The organism is Flavobacterium sp. WG21 (genome assembly GCF_000335775.1).
Taxonomy (GTDB): domain Bacteria; phylum Bacteroidota; class Bacteroidia; order Flavobacteriales; family Flavobacteriaceae; genus Flavobacterium; species Flavobacterium tructae.
On record NZ_AMYW01000016.1, the window covers coordinates 1 to 20,814 of the forward strand.

Here is a 20,814-nt window from a genome sequence, read left to right on the forward strand (position 1 = left end):
CTTTTTTATGTTAAAGATAATCTGTCTATTACTTTTATATACAAAGCTATTACCCTACTTCAGAAAAAAAATCGGCATCGATTAAACGGTTTCCGGTGTCGTCATAGACGGCATAGTTAAAACCTCCCTGAATGCAATAGGAACCATATTCTCCGGCTTTGTTCAGGGCGATAAAACCTACCTGAATGTCTTTTAAGTCTTTGTTTCTGTTCTTTGTTAATTTCACAATTCGTGCAACGGCTTCTTCGCAGGCTTTTTGAGGAGATTTACCTTGTCGCATCAATTCAACTACAAGATGACAGCCTGAAATCCGGATAACTTCTTCACCGTGACCGGTAGCTGTTGCGGCTCCTATTTCATTGTCGACATACAAACCAGCTCCGATAATTGGGGAATCACCAACACGTCCATGCATTTTAAATGCCATTCCGCTTGTAGTACAGGCTCCGGAAAGATTACCGTTGGCATCCAAAGCGATCATTCCAATAGTATCATGATTTTCAATATTGGCAATGGGTTTGTATTTGCTGTCTTTGAGCCACTCTTTCCATTCTTTTTCGGATTCCTCTGTTAGCAGGTTTTCTTTTTTAAAACCTTGTGCTACTGCAAATTGCAGAGCTCCATCGCCTACCAGCATAACATGGGGTGTTTTTTCCATGACTGCTCTTGCAACCGATATGGGATGTTTGATATATTCTAAAGCAGCAACCGATCCTATATTGGCATTTTCGTCCATAATACAGGCATCTAACGTTACACGGCCATCTCTGTCCGGACGTCCGCCGTAGCCTACACTTCTTTCTTTAGGGTCGCCTTCGGGAATTTTAACTCCGGCTTCAACAGCATCTAAAGCGGTTCCTTTGCTTTTTAGAACTTCCCAGGCGGCTTCATTTGCCTGAATTCCAAATCTCCAGGTAGAAAGCACAATGGGCTTTTTTCCTTTTTTAGAAACTATGTTTTTTTCTTCTTCTTCCGAATTGGATTGAAAAGATTGCAAGGCTACCGCTACTGAAGCAATAGCGGCAGTTTTTATAAAATTTCTGCGATTTGAATTTGTCATATCTATTCTTTTATGGGCCACTGATCCTTTTTTTACCACAAATTAGAGGATTCAAAAGGATGCTCTAATCTGTGTTGTAAATCTTTTTAATCTGTGGCATCTAATATAATCAAAACTATGCTGTATAAAGCAAACTTGTTGCGCCTAATAATGCTGCAATTTCATTATCTGTAGAAACCGAGACGCTAACGTTACTTCCCGCTTCTTTTAATTTTTTATTGAAAATCGGTAGAAAAAATTCGCTTGCATTGGCTATTTTCCCTCCAATAATAAAACCATCTGCCGAGAATTTTTCTAACCATGGAATAACAATCGCTGCTAAATCTTCTCCCATTTTTTCAAACACTTCTATCGCTACTTTATCTTCGGCTTTCGCCAGATTAAAAAGCTCCAATCCGTTGTTTATTTTTTTTCCGCTTAAAGCGAAATAACCGGCTATAAGTCCGCGTGCGGAAACATAATCTTCGGCAATTCCGTCTTGATAAGGCAGATCGTATATTTCTCCGTCTTTTGGTACTAAATCGCCCGTACTAATCGATTCGCCTTTGTCTATAAAACAGGCTCCAAGTCCGGTACCCAATGTGATGGCCATTACTTTTTTAGAAAGGTTTTCGGCATCTTTAAATACTTCTCCTTTACCAAAACAAACGGCATCATTTTCAAACAATATCGGAAAATCACCCGACAGCTTCAATTGATTCTGAAACAGATCACGGACGTTGAGTCCATAAAAATGCTCGTATTTTGATTGCCCTTTTATCCAACAAACACCATTCGTATAATCAAACGGACCCGGCATGCAAACAGCCAATCCTGTGGTATTTTCTACTTTTGAGTTTTCGATAGCAGTGCGAATTGCTTTTTCCCAGATGGTCATTACTTCTGCTACAGGCAAATTCGAATCGAAAGATTCTTTGTGCAGTGAAAAATCGATCACTTTCATGTCTACTATATCAATAATCGCTGCAGTGATATGTGTACCTCCAATGTCTAATCCAACGGCATATTCTTTATTCATTCTTTTGTATTTTGGATTTGAACCAATATGCGGATTAGAAAAATTTAGTTTTATTTTTTTCACCATTAAGAAATTAAGCTTATTAAGTTTAAATGCTTCATTTTTCTTAATTTCTTAATGGTGAATATTTTTATCTCTAGTTTTACTAATTCCTTAATGGTAAATATTTTAGTTTAAATGTTTTTATCTTTTAAAATTTGAGGATAATGAATACTGGTATGTACAATCATTTCTCCAAATAAGGTGTTGGCCCATGCAAACCATTTTCGGGTAAATTTGGCTACATCATCTTTATGGAATGACTCGTGCATGAAACCGGTATCGGCATTTGTTTTGATCAGGTTGCTGATACATTGTTTTATTTCCTGCTCGTCTACACTGGTAATAGCTCTCAAAACGATACTCATTGGCCAAATGGTGTCTGTCCCGGTATGCGGACCGCCAATTCCTTCTCCTGCTTTTCCTTTGTAGAAAAACGGATTGTTTTCTGAAAGTACCACTTTTCGGGTATTCAGATACAGTGGACTGTCGGGTGCTATCGCGCCTAAATACGGTAAGGACAATAAAGAAGGAACATTCGCATCGTCCATCATGTGGAAACTGCCGTAACCGTTAACTTCAAAAGCTATGATTTTTCCGAATTTCGGATGTTCGATAATTCCGTTTTCTTCCAGTCCTTTTTGAACCTGTCCGCGTAATTCTTTGGCTTTTGCGACCAAATTATCGTCTTTTAAAGCTGGTAAAGAGAAAATTTCGATCAGATAACCTAATACTTCAATAGCAAACATATTGCTCGGAATTAAATAGCCAAATAAAGTACTGTCGTCACTAGGTCTGAAAGTCGAAACGATTAATCCGCATGGTTTTACCGGATAACCATAACCGCTTAAGGGCACTCCGTCTGTGGCCCAGGCTGTAACTCTCTGGAAATTGTACGGCCCTTTATCGTGCATTCTTTGTTGTTCTTTGAAAGTCTGCAATACTAAAAGCATCGCTTCTTTCCACTTACTGTCGAATAAACTAATATCTCCTGTTTCCTTCCAGTAGCCGTGCGCCAATCTTATCGGGTAACATAAACTGTCGATCTCCCATTTGCGTTCGTGAATACCGGGCTGCATCTTGGTCATGTCGTTTTTCCACTCGCTTACTTGTGCAAAATCTTTGTAAAAAGCGTTCGCATACGGATCGAGTAAGATACATTTGGTCTGACGGTTGATTACTCCTTTTACCAATTCAGCCAGTTTTTTATCTTCTTTTACAAATGGAATATAAGGCCAGATCTGCGCTGTACTGTCACGCAGCCACATGGCATCGATATCTCCTGTAATGACATAAGTATCCGGTTTTCCGTCGATAATTTCAAAATCGACAGTGGTATCTAAGGTGTTCGGAAAACAGTTTTCAAACAACCAGGCAAGTTCCGGATTGGCAATTTGTTTTTTGATTCTTACAATGGCAGCTTCAATTGCTTTACTGGTAAATTTTCGCTCGGCCAACGGAGGTCTTTTACTAACAAAATCTTTGACAGAAAAATGAAATGCATCCGATTGCATTCCGAAAACATCCGTTTGAAGCGCCAATAATCCTGCTGAAAAAATCCCTGCATTTTTTATAAATTTTCTACGTGACTGCATAGTATTATTTTGAAGTTGAATAAGAATATGGATAGGCACTTGAAGAAGTTCCTCTTTGTAAATTTGGTTTACTGCTCATGTCGAAATTGAATTCCCCTCCTTTTAATACCTCAAAATGGTTGATGAAGTTTTTGGTATGGGTGGTGTTGTTCCATTTTAATTCCTGAACGTATTTGTTATCAGCTGAATTGTTTGGAGCATTGATGACCAAATGTTTTCCGTTTTCAAGTTCAAGCGTAATTTTTTTGAACAAAGGCGCTCCAAGTACATACTCTTCGGTTCCCGGGCAAACCGGATAAAATCCCATAGCCGAGAAAATATACCAGGCCGAAGTTTGTCCGTTATCCTCGTCTCCGCAATAACCGTCAGGAGTTGGTTTATAAAGGCGATTCATCACTTCTCTTGACCAATATTGCGTTTTCCAAGGCTCACCGGCATAGTTGTACAAATAAATCATGTGCTGAATCGGCTGATTACCATGTGCATATTGTCCCATATTCATAATTTGCATTTCGCGAATTTCATGAATAACAGCTCCGTAATAACTGTCATCAAAAACCGGAGGTGTTGTAAAAACAGCGTCTAATTTAGCGGTGAATTTTTTCTCCCCTCCCATTAAACCAATCAAGCCCTGTACATCATGAAATACACTCCAGCTATAGTGCAAAGCATTTCCTTCTGTAAAAGCATCTCCCCATTTAAGCGGATTAAAATTTTTCGGGAAACTTCCATCTTTATTTCTGCCGCTCATCCATCCGATTTCAGGATTATAAAGATTCTTATAATTCATCATTCTTTTTTCAAACAAATCGATTTCTTTTTTCGGACGGTTTAATGCTTTCGCTAATTTCCAAATCGAAAAATCATCGTAGGCATATTCTAAAGTTCTTGCAGCATTTTCATTAATTTTCACATCATAAGGAACGTATCCTAAAGTATTGTAATAGGATACTCCTTTTCGACCTACTGCTTCTAAAGGTCCTTCGTTATTGGCTCCGTGTACTAAGGCTTCATACAGTTTGTTGATGTCATAACCGCGTAATCCTTTCATATAAGCATCTGAAACTACTGAGGCGGAGTTGTTTCCGACCATCACGTCTCTGAATCCCGGGCTTGACCATTCCGGCAAAAAGCCTCCTTCTTTATAATCGTTGATGAGTCCTTCCTGCATTTCTTTGTTAATCGAAGGATAAACTAAATTCAACAAAGGATACAAAGCACGGAAAGTATCCCAAAAACCTGTCCCTGCGTACATATAACCCGGCAATACTTTACCATTATACGGACTGTAATGCACAGTCTCTCCTTTTGCATTGATCTCATATTGCTTTTGTGGAAAACAAACGGTGCGGTACAAGCAGGAGTAAAACGTTTTTAATTGTTCTTCGCTTCCGCCTTCGGCATTTAATTTTCCTAAAACTTTATTCCATTCCTGTTTGGATTGCGCTACGGTTTCGGTAAATGATGCTGTGCCTAATTCGTTCTTTAAATTCAATTCGGCTTGTTCGAAACTAATAAATGAAGAGGAAACTTTTACGTTTACGATTTCTCCTTTTTTAGTTTTAAATCCAATAACAGCACCTACATGATTGTCTTTTAATTCGAGTTTTTCTTTTTCTAAAACTTTCCCGTGCCAGGCAGCAGTAGTGGCAAAAGGCTTATCGAATTGCAGTACAAAATAGTTTTTGAAATTCTCCGGAACTCCACCACTATTGCGGGTGGTATAACCGATAATTTTATTCTCGGACGGAATTATTTTGATGTAAGATCCTTTGTCAAAAGCATCGATTACGATAGAAGACTGTTCGTTTTCCGGAAAGGTGATCTGAAAATGTGCCGCTCTTTCGGTAGTGGTGATTTCTGTGGTTACATCGTAATCGGCCAAGTAAACGCTGTAATAATACGGTTTTGAAACCTCTGCTTTGTGACTGAACCAGCTTGCTCTTTCGTCTTCGGTAAAAGCCAATTTACCGGTTACCGGCATGATCGAAAACTGTCCGTAATCGTTCATCCAAGGTGAAGGCTGATGGGTTTGTTTGAATCCTCTAATCTTCTCGGCAGTATAAATATAAGCCCAACCGTCACCCATTTTTCCGGTTTGCGGTGTCCAGAAATTCATTCCCCAAGGTCTGCAAATTGCCGGATAAGTATTTCCATTCGAAAGACTGTGTAAAGATTGTGTCCCCATTAACGGATTTACATACTCTACAGCATCTATCGCTTTGATCTGTGCATTGACAAAACCGAAGCATTGCAATAGTCCTAAAAAAAGTAAACTCTTTATTTTCATGTTTTTATTTTTTTGCTTTAGGCTTTAAGCGATAGGCTATAAGCTAAAAACGGTAACTGATCTCTTCTAAAAATCTAAAATCTAAAATCTATACTCTTTATTCTTTATTCTTTATTCTTTGTTCTTTGTTCTAAAATCTAAAATCTAAAATCCTAAAGCGGTCTGTCTTCTTTTTTTACTCCAAAAGTCATCGACGGTTTGCTTCCCATAAACAATTTAAGCTCTCCTCCTTTTACAATCATATCGTGTGTGATGTATGACTTTGTGTAAGGTTTCCCGTTATACTCTGCTTTTTGGATATAAATGTTTGTCTTGCTATTATCGATAGCTTTCAGTGTAAACGAAATACCTTCTTTGTGATGTATCGTTGCCGTATTGACTAACGGACTTCCCAATACATAAATTCCGTTGGCCGGATTAACCGAATAGAATCCCATAGAAGAGAAAACATACCAAGCCGACATTTGTCCTAAATCTTCGTTTCCGCATAATCCGTCCGGTTTCGTCGAATAGAATTTCTCATCGATTTCACGGATTAGTTTTGCCGTTTTCCAAGGCTGTCCTGCGTAAGCGTACAGGTACGGAATATGATGATTCGGTTCGTTTCCTTGTGCGTACTGACCAATTAAACCGCTAATATCCGGAGAGATTTCCTCGCCTTCTACTTTGTCTGTGATTAAGAAAAGAGAGTCTAATTTGGCTAGAAATTTATCTTCACTTCCAAACAAATCAATCAAACCATAAGGATCCTGTGGCACTAACCAAGTGTACTGCCAGGCATTTCCTTCTACATAATCATCTTTTCGGTGTGCTGATGAAAGCGGATTGAATGGCGTTCTCCAATTTCCATCCGTCAACTTACCTCTCATAAAAGTGGTTTCTTTGTCGAAGTAAAGCTTGTATAAATTGGCTCTTTTGGAGAAATAATTATAATCGTCGGTTTTGTTCAGGTCCTTTGCCATTAATGCTACGCAGTAATCATCGATAGCATATTCTAAAGCGTTTCCAACAGATTCGAGCATTTTATCTGCAGGGATGTATTGCAGTTTTTGTACATAATCCATTCCGTCGCGGGTTTGCATTGCTGTTTTTTTGATGGCTTCGTAGGCCAATGCAACATCATATCCTCTGTATCCTTTCATATAAGCATCAACGATAACCGCTATGGAGTGATTTCCGTTCATGGTGTTGGTTTCGTTCCCCATTAAATGCCATACCGGTAATCTTCCCTGCTGCTCGTAAATGGCCAGGAACGACTTCACAATATCATTGATTTTGTCGGGCTGTGTAAGGGTGTACAACGGATGCAGTCCGCGATACGTATCCCAAAGTGAGAAGGTGGTATAGTTGGTAAAATTTGCTTTTTCGTACACTTTTTTATCGGTACCTCTGTAATCTCCGTTAACATCATTAAAGATGGAAGGTGCAAACATGGTGTGGTACATCGCAGTGTAAAATACCTTCATGGTTTTATCTTCTGCTTTGATCTGAATTTTGTTCAGTTCTTTGTTCCATTTTGAAGTTGCTTCTTTGGCTACAGCCTCAAAATTCCAACCCGGAATCTCAGCTTTAATATTTGCCGAAGCATTCTCATAACTTACCGGAGATATTCCGACTTTTACTAAAATCTGTTTGTTTTTTACCGTTTTAAAATCTAAAACCGCTTTCATTTTTAAGGCTTCTCCCTCGTTTCCGGCAATTGCAGTGGTAGCATCATACAAGGCCATCGCAGCAATTGGTTCCGAAAATTCCATGGTGAAAAAAATGCGCTGATCGGCAGCCCAGCCCGAAGAATATCTATAGCCAACAAGCATGGTTTCATTGACTTTTTTGATAAACGTTTTAACCGGTTTGTCCCAGCCAATTCCGTCTGCCAAATCCAGTAAAACATGATTATCAGTAACGGAATTAAAAGTATACTTATGAAAACCAACTCTTTCGGTGGCTGTCAGTTCTGCTTTAATTTTATATTTGTCTAAGATAACGCTGTAATATCCGGCTTTACTCACTTCATTCTGATGGGAGAAATAAGAGCCGTAACCGGTAGTCATATCTTCTTTTGTTCCTTTGGTAAGCGGTACTTTTCCAGATACCGGCAACAAAAGGATATCGTTTAGATCTCCAATTCCTGTTCCGCTCAAATGGGTATGTGTGAAGCCTAAAATGGTATTGCTGGCATAATTGTATCCGCTGCACCAATCCCAGCCTTCAAAAACATTTACTGGCCCTAGTTGTACGGCTCCAAAAGGGACATTGGCTCCCACAAATACGTGTCCGTGGCCCGCCGAGCCAATAAACGGATTCACATATTGGGTATAATCTAAATTGGTTTTTTTTGCCTTCTTTTGCTGTGAAATTACAGGATTGGCAAAAAATAGGTTTAAAGCTAAAATACCGCTAAAAGCTATTTTGTTATATTTTGTAAACATATTATTTTTATATTGACTTGTGTTGATTGGCCACGGATGACACTGATTTACACAGCTGTTTTTTAAAATTTAACCGCAAAGTGCGCAAGGTTTTACGCAAAGCTCGCCAAGCACACACATTCTCAGAAAACCTTTGAACCTTTGAACCTTTGAACCTTTGCAACTAAAAATCTCAGAACCTCAGCATCTCAGAACCTTAGTACCTCGAAGGCTTAGTACCTTTTAAGAACATCATACAGAGAATAAACTCTAATAATCGGCTTTGCTATCGCACCTTCAAACGTGATGGTTTTCTCTTCTCCTGCTTTCAAATCGAAATAGTTGTCGCTCCACTTTCCGGTATATCCTTTTATAGAAACGTTGACGTATTTGGCAAATTTCGAGGCTTTTAGAATCAGCTTATTTCCTTTTACCTGCCAGGTGATTTTTGGATCTTCCAATTTTAGATTGATCGGACGGGTTAAATCAATTTCCGGCGTTTTATCATCGCGGTAAGCTTCTTTCATAGCGTACCATGCTGCTTTGGGCTGTCTGTCGTAATAATCGGTAACGCTCCAGCTTGCTACCGGCCAACAATCGTTAAGCTGCCAAACCAATGTTCCCATATTGTAAGGTGCTTTTGAACGATGGATGCCAATAATATTTTTAAGGGAATAATATTGTAAACACTGTGTCAGATACGTATAATCTTCGACATTCATTTTCTTAATTTTAGTCGAATCAATAAAATATCGGTTCAGGTACGAATCTAATTTCATGAATCCTTTCCCTGCTTTTTGATGGGCCTGTAAGATATCGGAATATAAATATCGATCTTCAGCTTTTGTAAATCTTTCGATCGACGAATAATTGGGCATTGCCTGCATTCCGTATTCGCTCACAAAACGTCCTGTTTTATTTTGCACGGCTTCCACATCTTCCAATCCCCACCAGGTTCCCCAATAATGGCTGTCACCTTCGGTTAAACTTTTTGCTTTTGACCAGTGGAATGATGGTGAAGAACTAATATATGGTCGTTTATCATCTACTTCTTTTACCCATTTTGGGATACTGTCCTGAAACAAACGAACGTAGTCTTTCCATAAACGAATTGAATCCTGCTTAGGCATTTTCATGCTTTTTTGCCATCCCCAATCTTTAAAGGCTTCGTCGATTTCGTTATTGCCACACCACAAAACAATACTCTTGTGATGGCGTAAACGTTTTACCTGATACTGAACTTCTTTTTTTACATTGGCGAAAAAAGCATCATCTCCCGGTACCATTGTTCCCGCAAACATAAAATCCTGCCAGACATAGATGCCGTTTTTATCGCATAAATCGTAGAAATAATCGTCTTCATAAATACCACCTCCCCATACGCGAAGCATATTCATATTGGCATCTTTGGCCATACCAATTACTTTTTCATATTCTTTTTTGGTCACTCTGGAAAGAAACGCATCTGACGGAATGTAATTGGCTCCTTTCATATAAACCGGTTTTCCATCGATTTTAAAATAAAATGTTTTACCCACCTTATCCGGTTCCTGAACCAACTCGATTTTACGGTCTAACACATACGGTTTCTCAGCTTCTTTTTTGTCGTAAGCTTCTAAACGCGGGGTTTTCCAAATTCCGCAAGTGGTGAATTTGGGTCCCCAGTCCCATCCAAAATGGTATTGTGCTTTACGTACATACGCACGTGGATTGTCGGGAATTACAAAAGGTAAATCTTTCTTGGCCAGGGAATCGACTACATTTTGCGCCGATTTAAACACAATAACCAGGTTGTTATTTCCTGATTTCAGTACTTTTTTTACATCTACACGCCATTGCAGGAACATGTTGTCGGCTTTTAAAACTACCTGATTGTTCAAATAAACGGTGGCATAAGTATCCAGTCCGTCAAAAACCAGTTCTGTATGTTTTTTAGCGAGTGTTGCCGGGCTTACCTGAAAAGTCGTTTTATACTCCCAGTCTTTCTTTTCAATCCAGGTCAGTTTTTTTTCATTGTCCCGATAAAATGGATCCGGTATGGTTTTATTGTTCAGCAAATCGGTATGAATTTCTCCCGGAACTGTCGCAGGATACCATTTTTCGGTTTTAGTCTCCCGATACTGCCAGCCGGTTTTTAAATCTTTATTTTGGGCATTTGCCGCCAATGAAAAATTGGCGAGACAAACGCCGACAAACCAATAAAATCTTTTTGTATACTCCATTTTATACCAATTATAATTATGTATCTAGTCTTCTGGTTTCTGGTATAATGCCGATATAGTATGAAAATAGTCGAATTTTTATGAGACTATATTGAATACATAATCGGTATTAGCTGAATAATAAATTATTATATTTTTTCAATGCTGTCGCCGGCAGTTGGAGAAGGATAAATCTTTTTCAATTATTTCCTTCTCGCTTTAGGTTTTTATTACGGAATAAAAGCAACTAACAAAATATTCTGAAATCATTTCCTTTTTTTTACGGCTGCCAAGCTTTAATTCATTTTAGATCGTTGATTTTAAACTCTCGATTTCTGATTTTCGATTTCTTAAAAGTCTGTCCTAATTGTGATGTTCTTTGGATGATAATTCCATCTTTTTCAGCAGAAGCTAATTTCTTTTGCGAAAAAAAGGGATTAAGATTTATCGAACTTTTCTGGATACAACTCCTCTAATGTAATGAAAATCAAACAGAAAATTAAAAAATAAGCCGGGAGGTACAGGTATCCCTACCCGGCTTAACTCAACTAACTCACCTAACGCATAAAATTATTGCTTGTCCCACCAGATTCTGGTTGTCATTAAATCCAACCCCTGGCGAGCAATTGCTTCTTTATAATTAGCGGAATTGGTAATCAATTCTGACTGATCGTAGATTAATCTTCTTGGTATAGTTCCTTTTGTTTCTCCTGTTGGATCATTTACCGGAACTAAAACCGGATATCCTGTTCTTCTGTATTCTGAAAATGCTTCAAAACCATTGAATAGTAATACAATCCATTTTTGAGTGATAATCTGCTCGATTTTTTGAGCCTCGGTTCCTGCTGCCTTAAACGGGTTTGCAGTAATATAAGCGGTATATTCTGCAGGCGTGACTGCCGGTACTTTGTCTCCAAAAATAGTAAGCACTTCCATAGCTGCTTTTACACCGTCTTCATAAAACTTTTGTGCATTTCCTCCAACACTCCATCCTTTTACTGCTGCTTCTGCCAATATAAACTGAACCTCAGCATAGGACATAATTAAAGTAGGAGCATCTAAGCGTAATACTGTAGAAGTGTTAGGATCTGAGAACTTCTTTTTGTCTCCACCCGGAAATTCTTTAGCATCATTAGCAAGACCTTGCTGACTTGCCGGATTGTTGTTTCCTGTAGCTTCCAGTTTAGCATAAATTCTTAAACGAGGATCATTATTGTTTTTCAATGCATCAATAAATGTTTTACTGAATTTAGTGTTCGCTTCTCCTCCATTTAAATCATTTCTAACCCATGAAGAGGTAATTGGATTGGTTTTCACTCCAACCGGACCTGCATCATGTTTTAAAACTAAACTGTCATCATTTGAAGTAAAAACACCTTTCGATACTGCTTTCTCTACATATTGTTTTGCTTTGGCAGGATTTACTTTAGACAAACGCATCGCTACTCTCAACATTAAAGAGTTGGCCAGTTTTTTCCATTTAGTAACATTACTTTGATAATATAAATCGGCATTACCAACGAAAGGTTTAGTAGCATCTAAAGCATCTCCGGCTTCGTCTAACTCTTTCAAAAGATCATTGTAGATAACTTCCTGCGTATCGTACTTTGGAGCAAAAACATTTCCATTGTATCCTTTACCTGCATCAAAATAAGGAACTTCACCGTAAGTATCCGTCAATTTTTGAAACATAAACACCTTCATGATTCTGCAAGCCTGAATCATATTAGAGTTCTCAGGTGCATCTTTTGCCACTGACATCAATTGGAAAATCTGATTCAAACCTTTACCGTACGACTCACTAAAAAGTGCTGCAGAATATTCCGGGGCATAACTATATTTTGAACCTGGCCCTCCTAATGAAGAAAATTGCTGAACGATTTGTGCCGCATACAAATTATTCCCTCTGGTATTGGAGAAATCTTGTCCGTCAACATAGATCTCAGCAAGTGTAAACATTGATTTTACAGCCGGATCAGTCAAAGCATTTGGATTCTTATTTAACTCTTCGAATCCTTTATCGCACGAAGTAAGCGTCATGGCTCCTACAATTGCGATACAAAATATTTTTATATATTTATTTTTCATCTTTCAGTTTGATTATTAAAATTTCACATTAAGTGTCAGTCCATAATTTCTAGTCAAAGGCATAGAAGCTCTTTCAAGACCTTGCGCATTACTATTAGAATAGTTTGATTCCGGGTCAATGTTTGGAACTTTATCGTAAATCGTCCATAAATTATGTGCTGAAAACGCTAAGCTGATCGCTTGAAATGGTGTTTTTGACAAATAAGTTTTTGGGAAATTATAACTAAATGAGATGGCTCTTAGTTTCACAAAATCAGCATCGTAAACAAAGTTTGAAGTTACATCACTATAGCTTCTCCAGTAATCGTAAGCAGAAACTGTTGTGTTTACCGGATTTCCGTTAACATCTGTTCCTTTTACTGCAACTCCTCCTTCACGGCCTGAAACAGTTTGTTCTGTTAATCCGTAACGGGTTCCTAACTGGTTAGTTGCAGAGTAAATCTCTCCTCCAAATTTAGCATCTACGAAAACGGAAAGTGTAAAGTTTTTGTACTGGAAGTCATTTGAAAGTCCCATTGAAGTTGGAGCAACACCTTGTCCTGCAATAATCAGGTTTCCTCTCAGGAATTTACCATTGGTATCAAGTACAATATTTCCGTTAGCATCTCTCAAATAATCGTAGGCTTTGATTACTCCGAAAGGCTGTCCTTTTTCTAACACTACAGAAGCTCTACCATCTCTGTTTCCTTCCAATGATTTGGTTGTAATTTTATCTGAAAGTTTAAGAACCTCACTATTATTGTAAGCAAAATTATATCCTACGCTCCAAGAGAAGTTTGGTGTTTTAACTGCTTTTACATTGATCGCAAACTCAACCCCTTTGTTCAGGATCTCTCCTACATTAATCTTGGTTGTTCTGTAACCTGAGGACTGAGAAATATCAGCATCCGTAATATCATTTGTCGTTTTCTTGCTGTAGAAAGTCAAATCAGTACTTACTCTGTTATTGAAGAAGGTATTTTCGAAACCAAATTCGATTGTGCTTACATTATAAGGTTTTAACGTTCTGTTTGGAACTGTTTCTCCGTTCACTCCTAAAATTGGCTGTCCTAAAGAGTCTGTTTGTCCGTCAGGTCCAATATAAGTCAAAGCCAAAGCATAAGCATCCGGTAATGCTCCTCCAACGTTACCCCAACCTGCTCTTAACTTTCCGTATGACATCCATTCCGGTAAATCAATAACTTCAGAGTAAATAAAACTTGAACTTACAGATGGGTAAAATGTACTGTTACTTGATGGATCTAAAGTAGAAAACCAGTCTTCACGACCTGTTAAACTTAAGTATAAGAAATCTTTGTATCCTAAATCGGCCGAATAGAAAAGAGAGTTTACTTCACTTTCTGAAAACAATTTCTCCGATTTGTCCGGTTGTGTATTTCCATAGAAATATTGGAACGGAACAATAAAGTTATTTCCTCTCATTTTAATTCCGCTGAATCTGTTGTGTTGACGGTTAGCTCCAATGAAAGCATCTAAAGATAAATTTTTAACGATATCACCTTTGTATCCTAAATAAGCCGAAGCATTATATTCTGAGCGGTTTTCTACTCTGTTCTCATAAGATCCTCCAGGATTGTAGTTAATTCCTGTTGGTTCAATCTCCGTATACTCATAATTAATATCATCTACTCCAAGAACACCTTTTGCATAGATTTTATCAGTGATGTTGTAGTTTACCTTTGCAGAACCAATGAAACGTTTTCTAAGGTCATCATTTAAAGGAGATTGTGTTGCATAATAAGGGTTTGTGTGGTAAACATTTGCCCCAAAATAATCTGCCTCACCACCATTAGCATCAAAACCGTTACTAATCCATCTGATATCGGTACCCGGTGTTAAGAAAGTAGTCGGGAAAGAAGGATTTCTAGGTGAATCATTCAAATAAGGTCGGTTGTGACTTTTCTCTGTGATATACTGAGCGTTAGTCTCGATGCTTATTTTTTTATTTACTGCTGAATTTAAACTTAAAGCAATGTTATTTCTGCCAAAGTTTGTTCCCGGCATGATTGATTCATCTTTTGTATTTCCGAAAGACAATCTGAAATTAGTAGTTTCACTTCCTCCCGAAATTGCTAAAGTATTACTGGAAGAAAATCCGGTTCTGTAGAAATTTTCAACGTTATTTTTTCCGTAAGCCTGATAAGGTCTGGTCGTTCCGTCAATACCAAGAGAAGGTGTTCCGTCGTATTTGTCTCCCCAGGCAAAATAATAAGAATCTCTAAGTTCCTGTAGGTTATTAAATCTTGTAGCTACGCCGTTTACCGGTGCTCCCGCTCCGTATTTATCTTGCCAGTTTAATAAACTTGCAGGCGTGTTAAATGTAGCGTTAGTACTAAAATCTACTCCTATTCCTGTTCCGCTCTTTCCTTTTTTGGTTGTAATTAAAATTACACCGTTTGATCCTCTGTATCCGTAAAGAGCAGAAGCCGCACTACCTTTTAATACCGACATAGACGCGATATCATCAGGATTGAAAGACGACATACCGTCTCCTTTATCGGCACCTCCCCACATTCCTGCGTTTCCTTGCTGGCTGTTGTCAATCGGAATACCATCAACAACATATAAAGGCTGGTTCAATCCTGAAGCTGAAGTGGCTCCACGAATTACCACACGGCTTGATCCTGAAGGTCCTGTAACCGGTGCAGAAACGTTAACTCCGGCAATTTTTCCCTGAAGAGCATTTCCTAAGTTAATTTCCTTATTCTTTGTCAGTTCGTCGCCTTTCAGCTCTCCAACGGCATATCCTAAACTTTTCTTTTGTTTTTTAACTCCAAATGACGTTACTACAACATCTTTTAATTCCTGAGTATTTTCTACTAATACGACTGAAATTTTGTTTTGGTTTTGCTGCAATACTACTGATTGCGGTGTAAAACCTATAGAGGATACATTTAAAGTAACCGGTCCTTCGGGCACATTCATTTTAAATCGGCCTTCCGCGTCAGTGATTGCACTATACGGTTTTCCCTGAACCTCAATCGATGCAGCAACAATTCCCTTGTTCTCTGCATCAGCTACTATGCCTGTTATCAATCGGTTTTGCGCCACAGCTCCTAAGCTGCTTAACAACACCATTCCTAACACTGCCAATATTCGTTTCATAAGCTATTTTTTTTTGGTTATTTGTTTGTTTTGATTTTTGTGATTGTTTCTAATTTGATTGTTTTAAATAATTAATAAAAATTTTGAACTCCTTTTTAATTAGGATACTTATAAGGTTTGCACCTTATAAATATCCCGGCCTTATTTATAGTCATGTTTATAAGCACTCCTTTAAGAAATCGATATCGTAAACTGATCAGGAACATCACTCATTTTCAATTTAATTGATCTAAAATTTACTAAAACGATTTAGTAAAACGGTTAAAAAAAACAAACCGTTTCTTTTCTTTTTTATTTTTTTCTCAAAATTTTAAACTGATTCTCTAATAATCAATTTTCCTTTTTTAAGACTTTTTTCTACTTCAAACTTCTCCATATCAGTCATCTGACTCATTAACAATTGTATCGATTTTACAGCGATGTCTTCTATCGGCTGTTCAATAACACTAATGGTTGGCGTATGCAGTTTAAAACTGTCATGATCATCAAAACTAATTACCGAAATATCTTCAGGAATTTTGATTCCCATTCTTCGGAAAGCCTGAAGTCCCGCAAGTCCCATGTAATTTGCCAAAAACAAAACGGCATCAATATCAGGGTTCTTTTCAAAGAAATTTATTATTCCCGCAATTCTCGCCTCTTCATTAGTATGGTAATCCATGTGAAGAACAAGTGACGGATTGTACATTTCTGCTTCCTTCAAAGCATCTCTGTATCCATCTTCACGAAGCTTCATCTGAATCATCTCGGAGGTATTATTTACCACCGCAATATTTTTGCGTCCTGTACTGATCAGGAATTTTGCAGCCGAATTAGAGGCTTCATAATTATCCATCACCACATGACTCACTCTTTGTCCCGGAAAATACCTGTCGATCAATACAACCGGCTTTTTTAACTTTAAAAGAAGATCAATGCTGTTTTCCAGATTTTGAGTTGGCGTTACAATAAAACCATCCACATTGGCCTGTAATAAACTATGTATCAACTCTTCAGAACGTTCGTCATCTCCTCCTGTACTGCAATAAAAAACTCTGTAATCAATACTCTTCGCTTCATCTTCAATAACTCTGGCAAGATCAGCAAAAAACTGATTCGAAATATCTTCAACAATAAGTCCTATGGACCTGGTTTTCCCGGTTCTAAGACTGGTAGCAATCATACTGGGTCTGTAATTAAGCTTTTCAGCTACTTCCTGTACCTTTTTGATCACTGCCGGACTGATGCCCATTTTTTCCCCTTTACCATTGATAACAAAAGATACCGTTGATATGGATACTTGAGCCTCTGTAGCAATATCCTTAATAGTAATCTTTTTCATCAATGAGTTAATTTTTTATTAAGCAGTTATTAATTATATCACAAATATATACAAAAACAGTTACTAAAACGATTTTGTAATTCCTTTTTTTATACAAATCATTATTTTAAAGTTAATTAAACATATAATCATCAGTATTTACAGGTGTTTTATCTATTTATCATTTTTTATGTTCCTGATCATCGCTATTGTTTTTAATATGAATTCTCTTCAATTCTCTATTTTTCAAAGCGATAAAATTTTCATGAACCCTAATTAAAGACCTGTAATGTGATAAAAATAGTCTCCGTCACTCTCTTTATGAGATATATACTTCTAAAATTGAAGCAGCTCCTTTTATGCTGTAATTGTGCATTCCTGCAGGGATTAATACAGTATCTCCTTGCTTGTATTGGTAATTTACGTTTTGATAAGCAATTTCAAAATTGCCTTCCGTACACATATAAACCGTAAAAGTTTCTCCTTTTCTACTTACTTCAAGAGTTCCGTCAAGCGGAAGGAAATTAGTGGTGAAATAAGGACAATCTACCACCGCATTTGATTGATTTAAGGTCGTTTCATACTTTTTCTGCGTCTCAACTTTCTTATAATTGATAGCATCCAGTGCTAAATCAACATGCAATTCTCTTTTGTTGCCCTGAGCATCTGTTCTGTCAAAATCATATAAACGATAGGTAATATCCGATGTTTGCTGAATTTCTGCCACAACCAAACCGGCACCTATAGCATGAACTGTTCCGGTTTCTAAAAAGAAAACATCCCCTGCTTTGGCTTTTACATCATCCAATATTGAAACTAAGGTGTTATTATTTAGGTTTTCTAAATATTCTTCTTTACTGGAATCTTCCTTAAAACCAACAATAATTCTCGCATCTGCATCTGCCTGCATCACGTACCACATTTCAGTTTTACCAAAAGAATTGTGACGCTCTTTCGCCAACTCATCGTTTGGATGAACTTGTATCGATAAGTCTTCTCTTGCGTCCAAATATTTAAAAAGCAAAGGAAACTGATTTCCAAATCGTCCGTAAACTGCTGTTCCTAAAATCTCATTTGGCGATTGATCTATTAAATCTGTTAAGGATTGTCCTTTTAATACTCCGTTTGCAACAACACTTACATCTCCTTCTACAGTAGACAATTCCCAGCTTTCTCCTGTAATTTTTGATGTAATTGGTTTATTCAGAATTGTTTTTAGCTTTTCACCTCCCCAGATTCTTTCTTTTAAGATTGGATCAAATTGTAATGGATAAATTTTCATGCTCATTATTTTATGTCTTTGAGAAGAACGAATTAATCTTGCCCTCCGGTTATTTTTTTTCTTTTGCCACAGATTAACAGGATTAAAAAAGTTTTTTTTCTTTATAAAACTGTTTTTTTATCGTTGAAATCATTTTATTCTGTGACTATCTTTTTCTCGCGCAGGTTAGACCGTTTTCTTATTCGCAAATATCCGAAAAAAAATCGGCGTCATCTGTGCCTCATTTCTAACACTTTTCTACTTTATAGAAATTGCCACACCGCCACTTGCGACTAGTTTTTGTTTTAACTTCGTTTTACTATTTACATTCACTTTACGAATGTTGTACGATTGTGGATTGCTCTTATAATCGGCTGTTTTTCCGTCTTCATAAATCGTTGCGGTAAATGATTTCCCAGCAGGCAAAAAACTAAAATCAATGAAAGCAGTACGTGGGTTTTCATCCGTAATTCCACCTACAAACCATTCTTGTTTTCCTTTAGCTTTTCTGGCTATTGTGATATAATCTCCTGGCTCTGCTTCGAGAATATAACTGTCATCCCAGTCCAGTGCAACATCTTTTATAAACTGAAAAGCATCCTTAAAACGCATATAATTTTCAGGCAAATCGGCCGCCATTTGCAACGGACTGTACATCGTTACATAAAGCGCCAATTGCTTCGCCAATGTTGTACTTAACTTGTTTTTCTTTGAGCCGTAAACGGATAAGTCTCCCTGAAAAATTCCCGGTGTATAATCCATCGGCCCACCCATAAGACGTGTAAATGGCAAAATTGTAGTGTGATCAGGATGAATCCCCTCCATAGCCTCAAACTCAGTTCCTCTGGCTGATTCCTGAGCAAACCAGTTGGGATAGGTACGATGCAATCCGGTCGGGCGAACTGCTTCATGAGAATCTACCATGATTTTATGCTTTGCTGCCTCTTTAGCTACATACGTATAATGATTGACCATTTGCTGTCCGTCATGGTGTTCTCCTCTTGGAATAATTGGTCCTACATAGCCCGTTTTTACAGCATTATAGTTATTATCTACCATAAACTTTAAGGCATCCGGAAGTTGTCTTTCATATTCTGAAGCTGAAGATGTCGTTTCATGGTGCATGATGATTTTCACTCCCTTCTGCTTGGCATACAAACTTAAATCTTTCACATCAAAATCCGGATAAGGCTTAGTAAAGCTATAAATACGTTCCTTTTTAAAAGCGGTATTGTCTTCCCAGCCTTCGTTCCAACCTTCCACCAGAACTGCGTCGAAACCATTTGTCGAAGCAAAATCGATATATTCTTTTACGTGTTTGGTATTGGCTCCATGTGTTGCATTAGGCTTCAGTTTAGAAAAATCAGTAGCTCCAATTACCACATCCTGATTATCCGAATACGCCCAGGTAGATCCCCCGCCGGTAAAATATTCCCACCAAACTCCAATATATTTCACCGGTTTAATCCATGAAATATCTTCGAAAGCACAGGGTTCATTCAGATTTAAAATCATTTTTGAAGCCAGAATATTTCGCGCATCATCACTCACCACAATCGTTCTCCAGGGTGTAAAGCTTCCGGTTTGAATGTATCCTTTATTTCCAACAGCATCAGGAACCAAATGTGAACTCAGCGAATAAGCCTTATCATCAACATTAAGACACATTGCTGGGTAATTTTTCAAAGCTGCTTCGTGAATGTTAATATAAAGTCCATCATTAGTCTTCATCATCAAAGGCGTTTGCGCTGCCAGATTTTTAATCGTGGTTTGTGCGGCCATCGAAACGTGAGCAGCATTGTACATCAAAGATTGCATCTCCGAAATTTTTGAAGTGGTATAACTGTACTCGTTTGTATCATAATCCCCCGGAATCCAAAAAAGTTTATGATCTCCCGTTAAATTAAACTCGGTAGTTTCTTCCTGAATCACAAAATGACGCAGATTATCCTGTACCGGAAACTCATATCGAAATCCCAAACCGTCATTGAACAAACGGAAATAAATCGTTATTTTTCGCTTGCTTTTTTCCTGTATCAAATCAGCTTTCAATTCATTGTACTGATTTCTAATTTTTTTCTGCTCTCCCAATACCGGTTCCCAGAAATTGTCTTCTGATTGTTTTTGAGTACCGACAATCTGAAAACCTTTATTCATTTTGATATCCGACTTTAAAATAAAGCCCAATCTGCTTTCTTTGATTACTTCTTTTTTCTTGTAGGCTAGAAAATAAACCGGAGCACCCTCAGCATTTAAATTGAATGTCAATACCAAGTTCCCGTCGGGAGACTTCAGTTCCTGAGCATTGATCCATGCATTCGAAACAATAATAAAAAAGCAGGTAAAAAGAATTTTCTTCATAAACAAAAGGGTTCTGAGCGTTGCTAAATCGATTTAGCAAACATAATAAAATTTATGAAACAGAAATACCTGAAAGAAAAAAATATAA

11 protein-coding genes are annotated in these 20,814 nt (G+C 37.7%); all 11 read right to left on the reverse strand.

Going from position 1 to position 20,814, the window contains the following annotated elements; genetic code table 11:
- Positions 1-49: 49 nt before the first annotated feature.
- The 11 genes from C245_RS0112560 to C245_RS0112610 all read right to left on the reverse strand — a co-directional run bounded on the left by C245_RS0112560 (position 50) and on the right by C245_RS0112610 (position 20,726).
- Positions 50-1,060, reverse strand: coding sequence for an isoaspartyl peptidase/L-asparaginase family protein (locus tag C245_RS0112560; RefSeq protein ID WP_035746642.1), 1,011 nt, complete (start codon positions 1,058-1,060; stop codon positions 50-52).
- Positions 1,061-1,175: 115 nt separating this feature from the next.
- Positions 1,176-2,078, reverse strand: a complete 903-nt coding sequence (locus C245_RS0112565) for an ROK family protein (protein WP_026110038.1) — start codon at positions 2,076-2,078, stop codon at positions 1,176-1,178.
- 173 nt (positions 2,079-2,251) lie between these two features.
- Entirely contained in the window at positions 2,252-3,712 is a 1,461-nt protein-coding gene (locus C245_RS0112570) for a glycoside hydrolase family 125 protein (protein WP_026110039.1), read from the reverse strand.
- 4 nt (positions 3,713-3,716) lie between these two features.
- On the reverse strand, positions 3,717-6,002 hold the full coding sequence (locus C245_RS0112575; protein WP_017496953.1) for a GH92 family glycosyl hydrolase: 2,286 nt from the start codon (positions 6,000-6,002) through the stop codon (positions 3,717-3,719).
- 152 nt (positions 6,003-6,154) lie between these two features.
- A complete protein-coding gene (locus C245_RS0112580) occupies positions 6,155-8,431 on the reverse strand; it encodes a GH92 family glycosyl hydrolase (protein WP_017496954.1) in 2,277 nt (758 codons plus the stop codon).
- 212 nt (positions 8,432-8,643) lie between these two features.
- Positions 8,644-10,632 carry a glycoside hydrolase family 2 protein gene (locus tag C245_RS0112585; RefSeq protein WP_035746627.1) on the reverse strand — a complete coding sequence of 663 codons (1,989 nt, stop codon included), beginning with the start codon at positions 10,630-10,632 and terminating at the stop codon, positions 8,644-8,646.
- Positions 10,633-11,181: 549 nt separating this feature from the next.
- On the reverse strand, positions 11,182-12,699 hold the full coding sequence (locus tag C245_RS0112590) for a SusD/RagB family nutrient-binding outer membrane lipoprotein (RefSeq protein ID WP_017496956.1): 1,518 nt from the start codon (positions 12,697-12,699) through the stop codon (positions 11,182-11,184).
- Between the two features lie 15 nt (positions 12,700-12,714).
- Positions 12,715-15,804 carry a SusC/RagA family TonB-linked outer membrane protein gene (locus tag C245_RS0112595; RefSeq protein ID WP_026110041.1) on the reverse strand — a complete coding sequence of 1,030 codons (3,090 nt, stop codon included), beginning with the start codon at positions 15,802-15,804 and terminating at the stop codon, positions 12,715-12,717.
- 310 nt (positions 15,805-16,114) lie between these two features.
- Positions 16,115-17,125: a LacI family DNA-binding transcriptional regulator gene (locus C245_RS0112600; RefSeq protein WP_017496958.1), complete on the reverse strand. Its 1,011-nt coding sequence runs from the start codon at positions 17,123-17,125 to the stop codon at positions 16,115-16,117.
- Positions 17,126-17,423: 298 nt separating this feature from the next.
- Complete coding sequence (locus tag C245_RS0112605; protein ID WP_026110042.1) at positions 17,424-18,392, reverse strand: type I phosphomannose isomerase catalytic subunit; 969 nt, start codon at positions 18,390-18,392, stop codon at positions 17,424-17,426.
- A gap of 231 nt (positions 18,393-18,623) precedes the next feature.
- Complete coding sequence (locus C245_RS0112610) at positions 18,624-20,726, reverse strand: glycoside hydrolase family 97 protein (RefSeq protein WP_017496960.1); 2,103 nt, start codon at positions 20,724-20,726, stop codon at positions 18,624-18,626.
- Between the last annotated feature and the right edge of the window lie 88 nt (positions 20,727-20,814).

Bases quoted from the DNA above. Each gene is read 5' to 3' on its own strand.
- C245_RS0112560 (WP_035746642.1), bottom strand. From the start codon at position 1,060: ATGACAAATTCAAATCGCAGAAATTTTATAAAAACTGCCGCTATTGCT.
- C245_RS0112565 (WP_026110038.1), bottom strand. From the start codon at position 2,078: ATGAATAAAGAATATGCCGTTGGATTAGACATTGGAGGTACACATATC.
- C245_RS0112570 (WP_026110039.1), bottom strand. From the start codon at position 3,712: ATGCAGTCACGTAGAAAATTTATAAAAAATGCAGGGATTTTTTCAGCA.
- C245_RS0112575 (WP_017496953.1), bottom strand. From the start codon at position 6,002: ATGAAAATAAAGAGTTTACTTTTTTTAGGACTATTGCAATGCTTCGGT.
- C245_RS0112580 (WP_017496954.1), bottom strand. From the start codon at position 8,431: ATGTTTACAAAATATAACAAAATAGCTTTTAGCGGTATTTTAGCTTTA.
- C245_RS0112585 (WP_035746627.1), bottom strand. From the start codon at position 10,632: ATGGAGTATACAAAAAGATTTTATTGGTTTGTCGGCGTTTGTCTCGCC.
- C245_RS0112590 (WP_017496956.1), bottom strand. From the start codon at position 12,699: ATGAAAAATAAATATATAAAAATATTTTGTATCGCAATTGTAGGAGCC.
- C245_RS0112595 (WP_026110041.1), bottom strand. From the start codon at position 15,804: ATGAAACGAATATTGGCAGTGTTAGGAATGGTGTTGTTAAGCAGCTTA.
- C245_RS0112600 (WP_017496958.1), bottom strand. From the start codon at position 17,125: ATGAAAAAGATTACTATTAAGGATATTGCTACAGAGGCTCAAGTATCC.
- C245_RS0112605 (WP_026110042.1), bottom strand. From the start codon at position 18,392: ATGAGCATGAAAATTTATCCATTACAATTTGATCCAATCTTAAAAGAA.
- C245_RS0112610 (WP_017496960.1), bottom strand. From the start codon at position 20,726: ATGAAGAAAATTCTTTTTACCTGCTTTTTTATTATTGTTTCGAATGCA.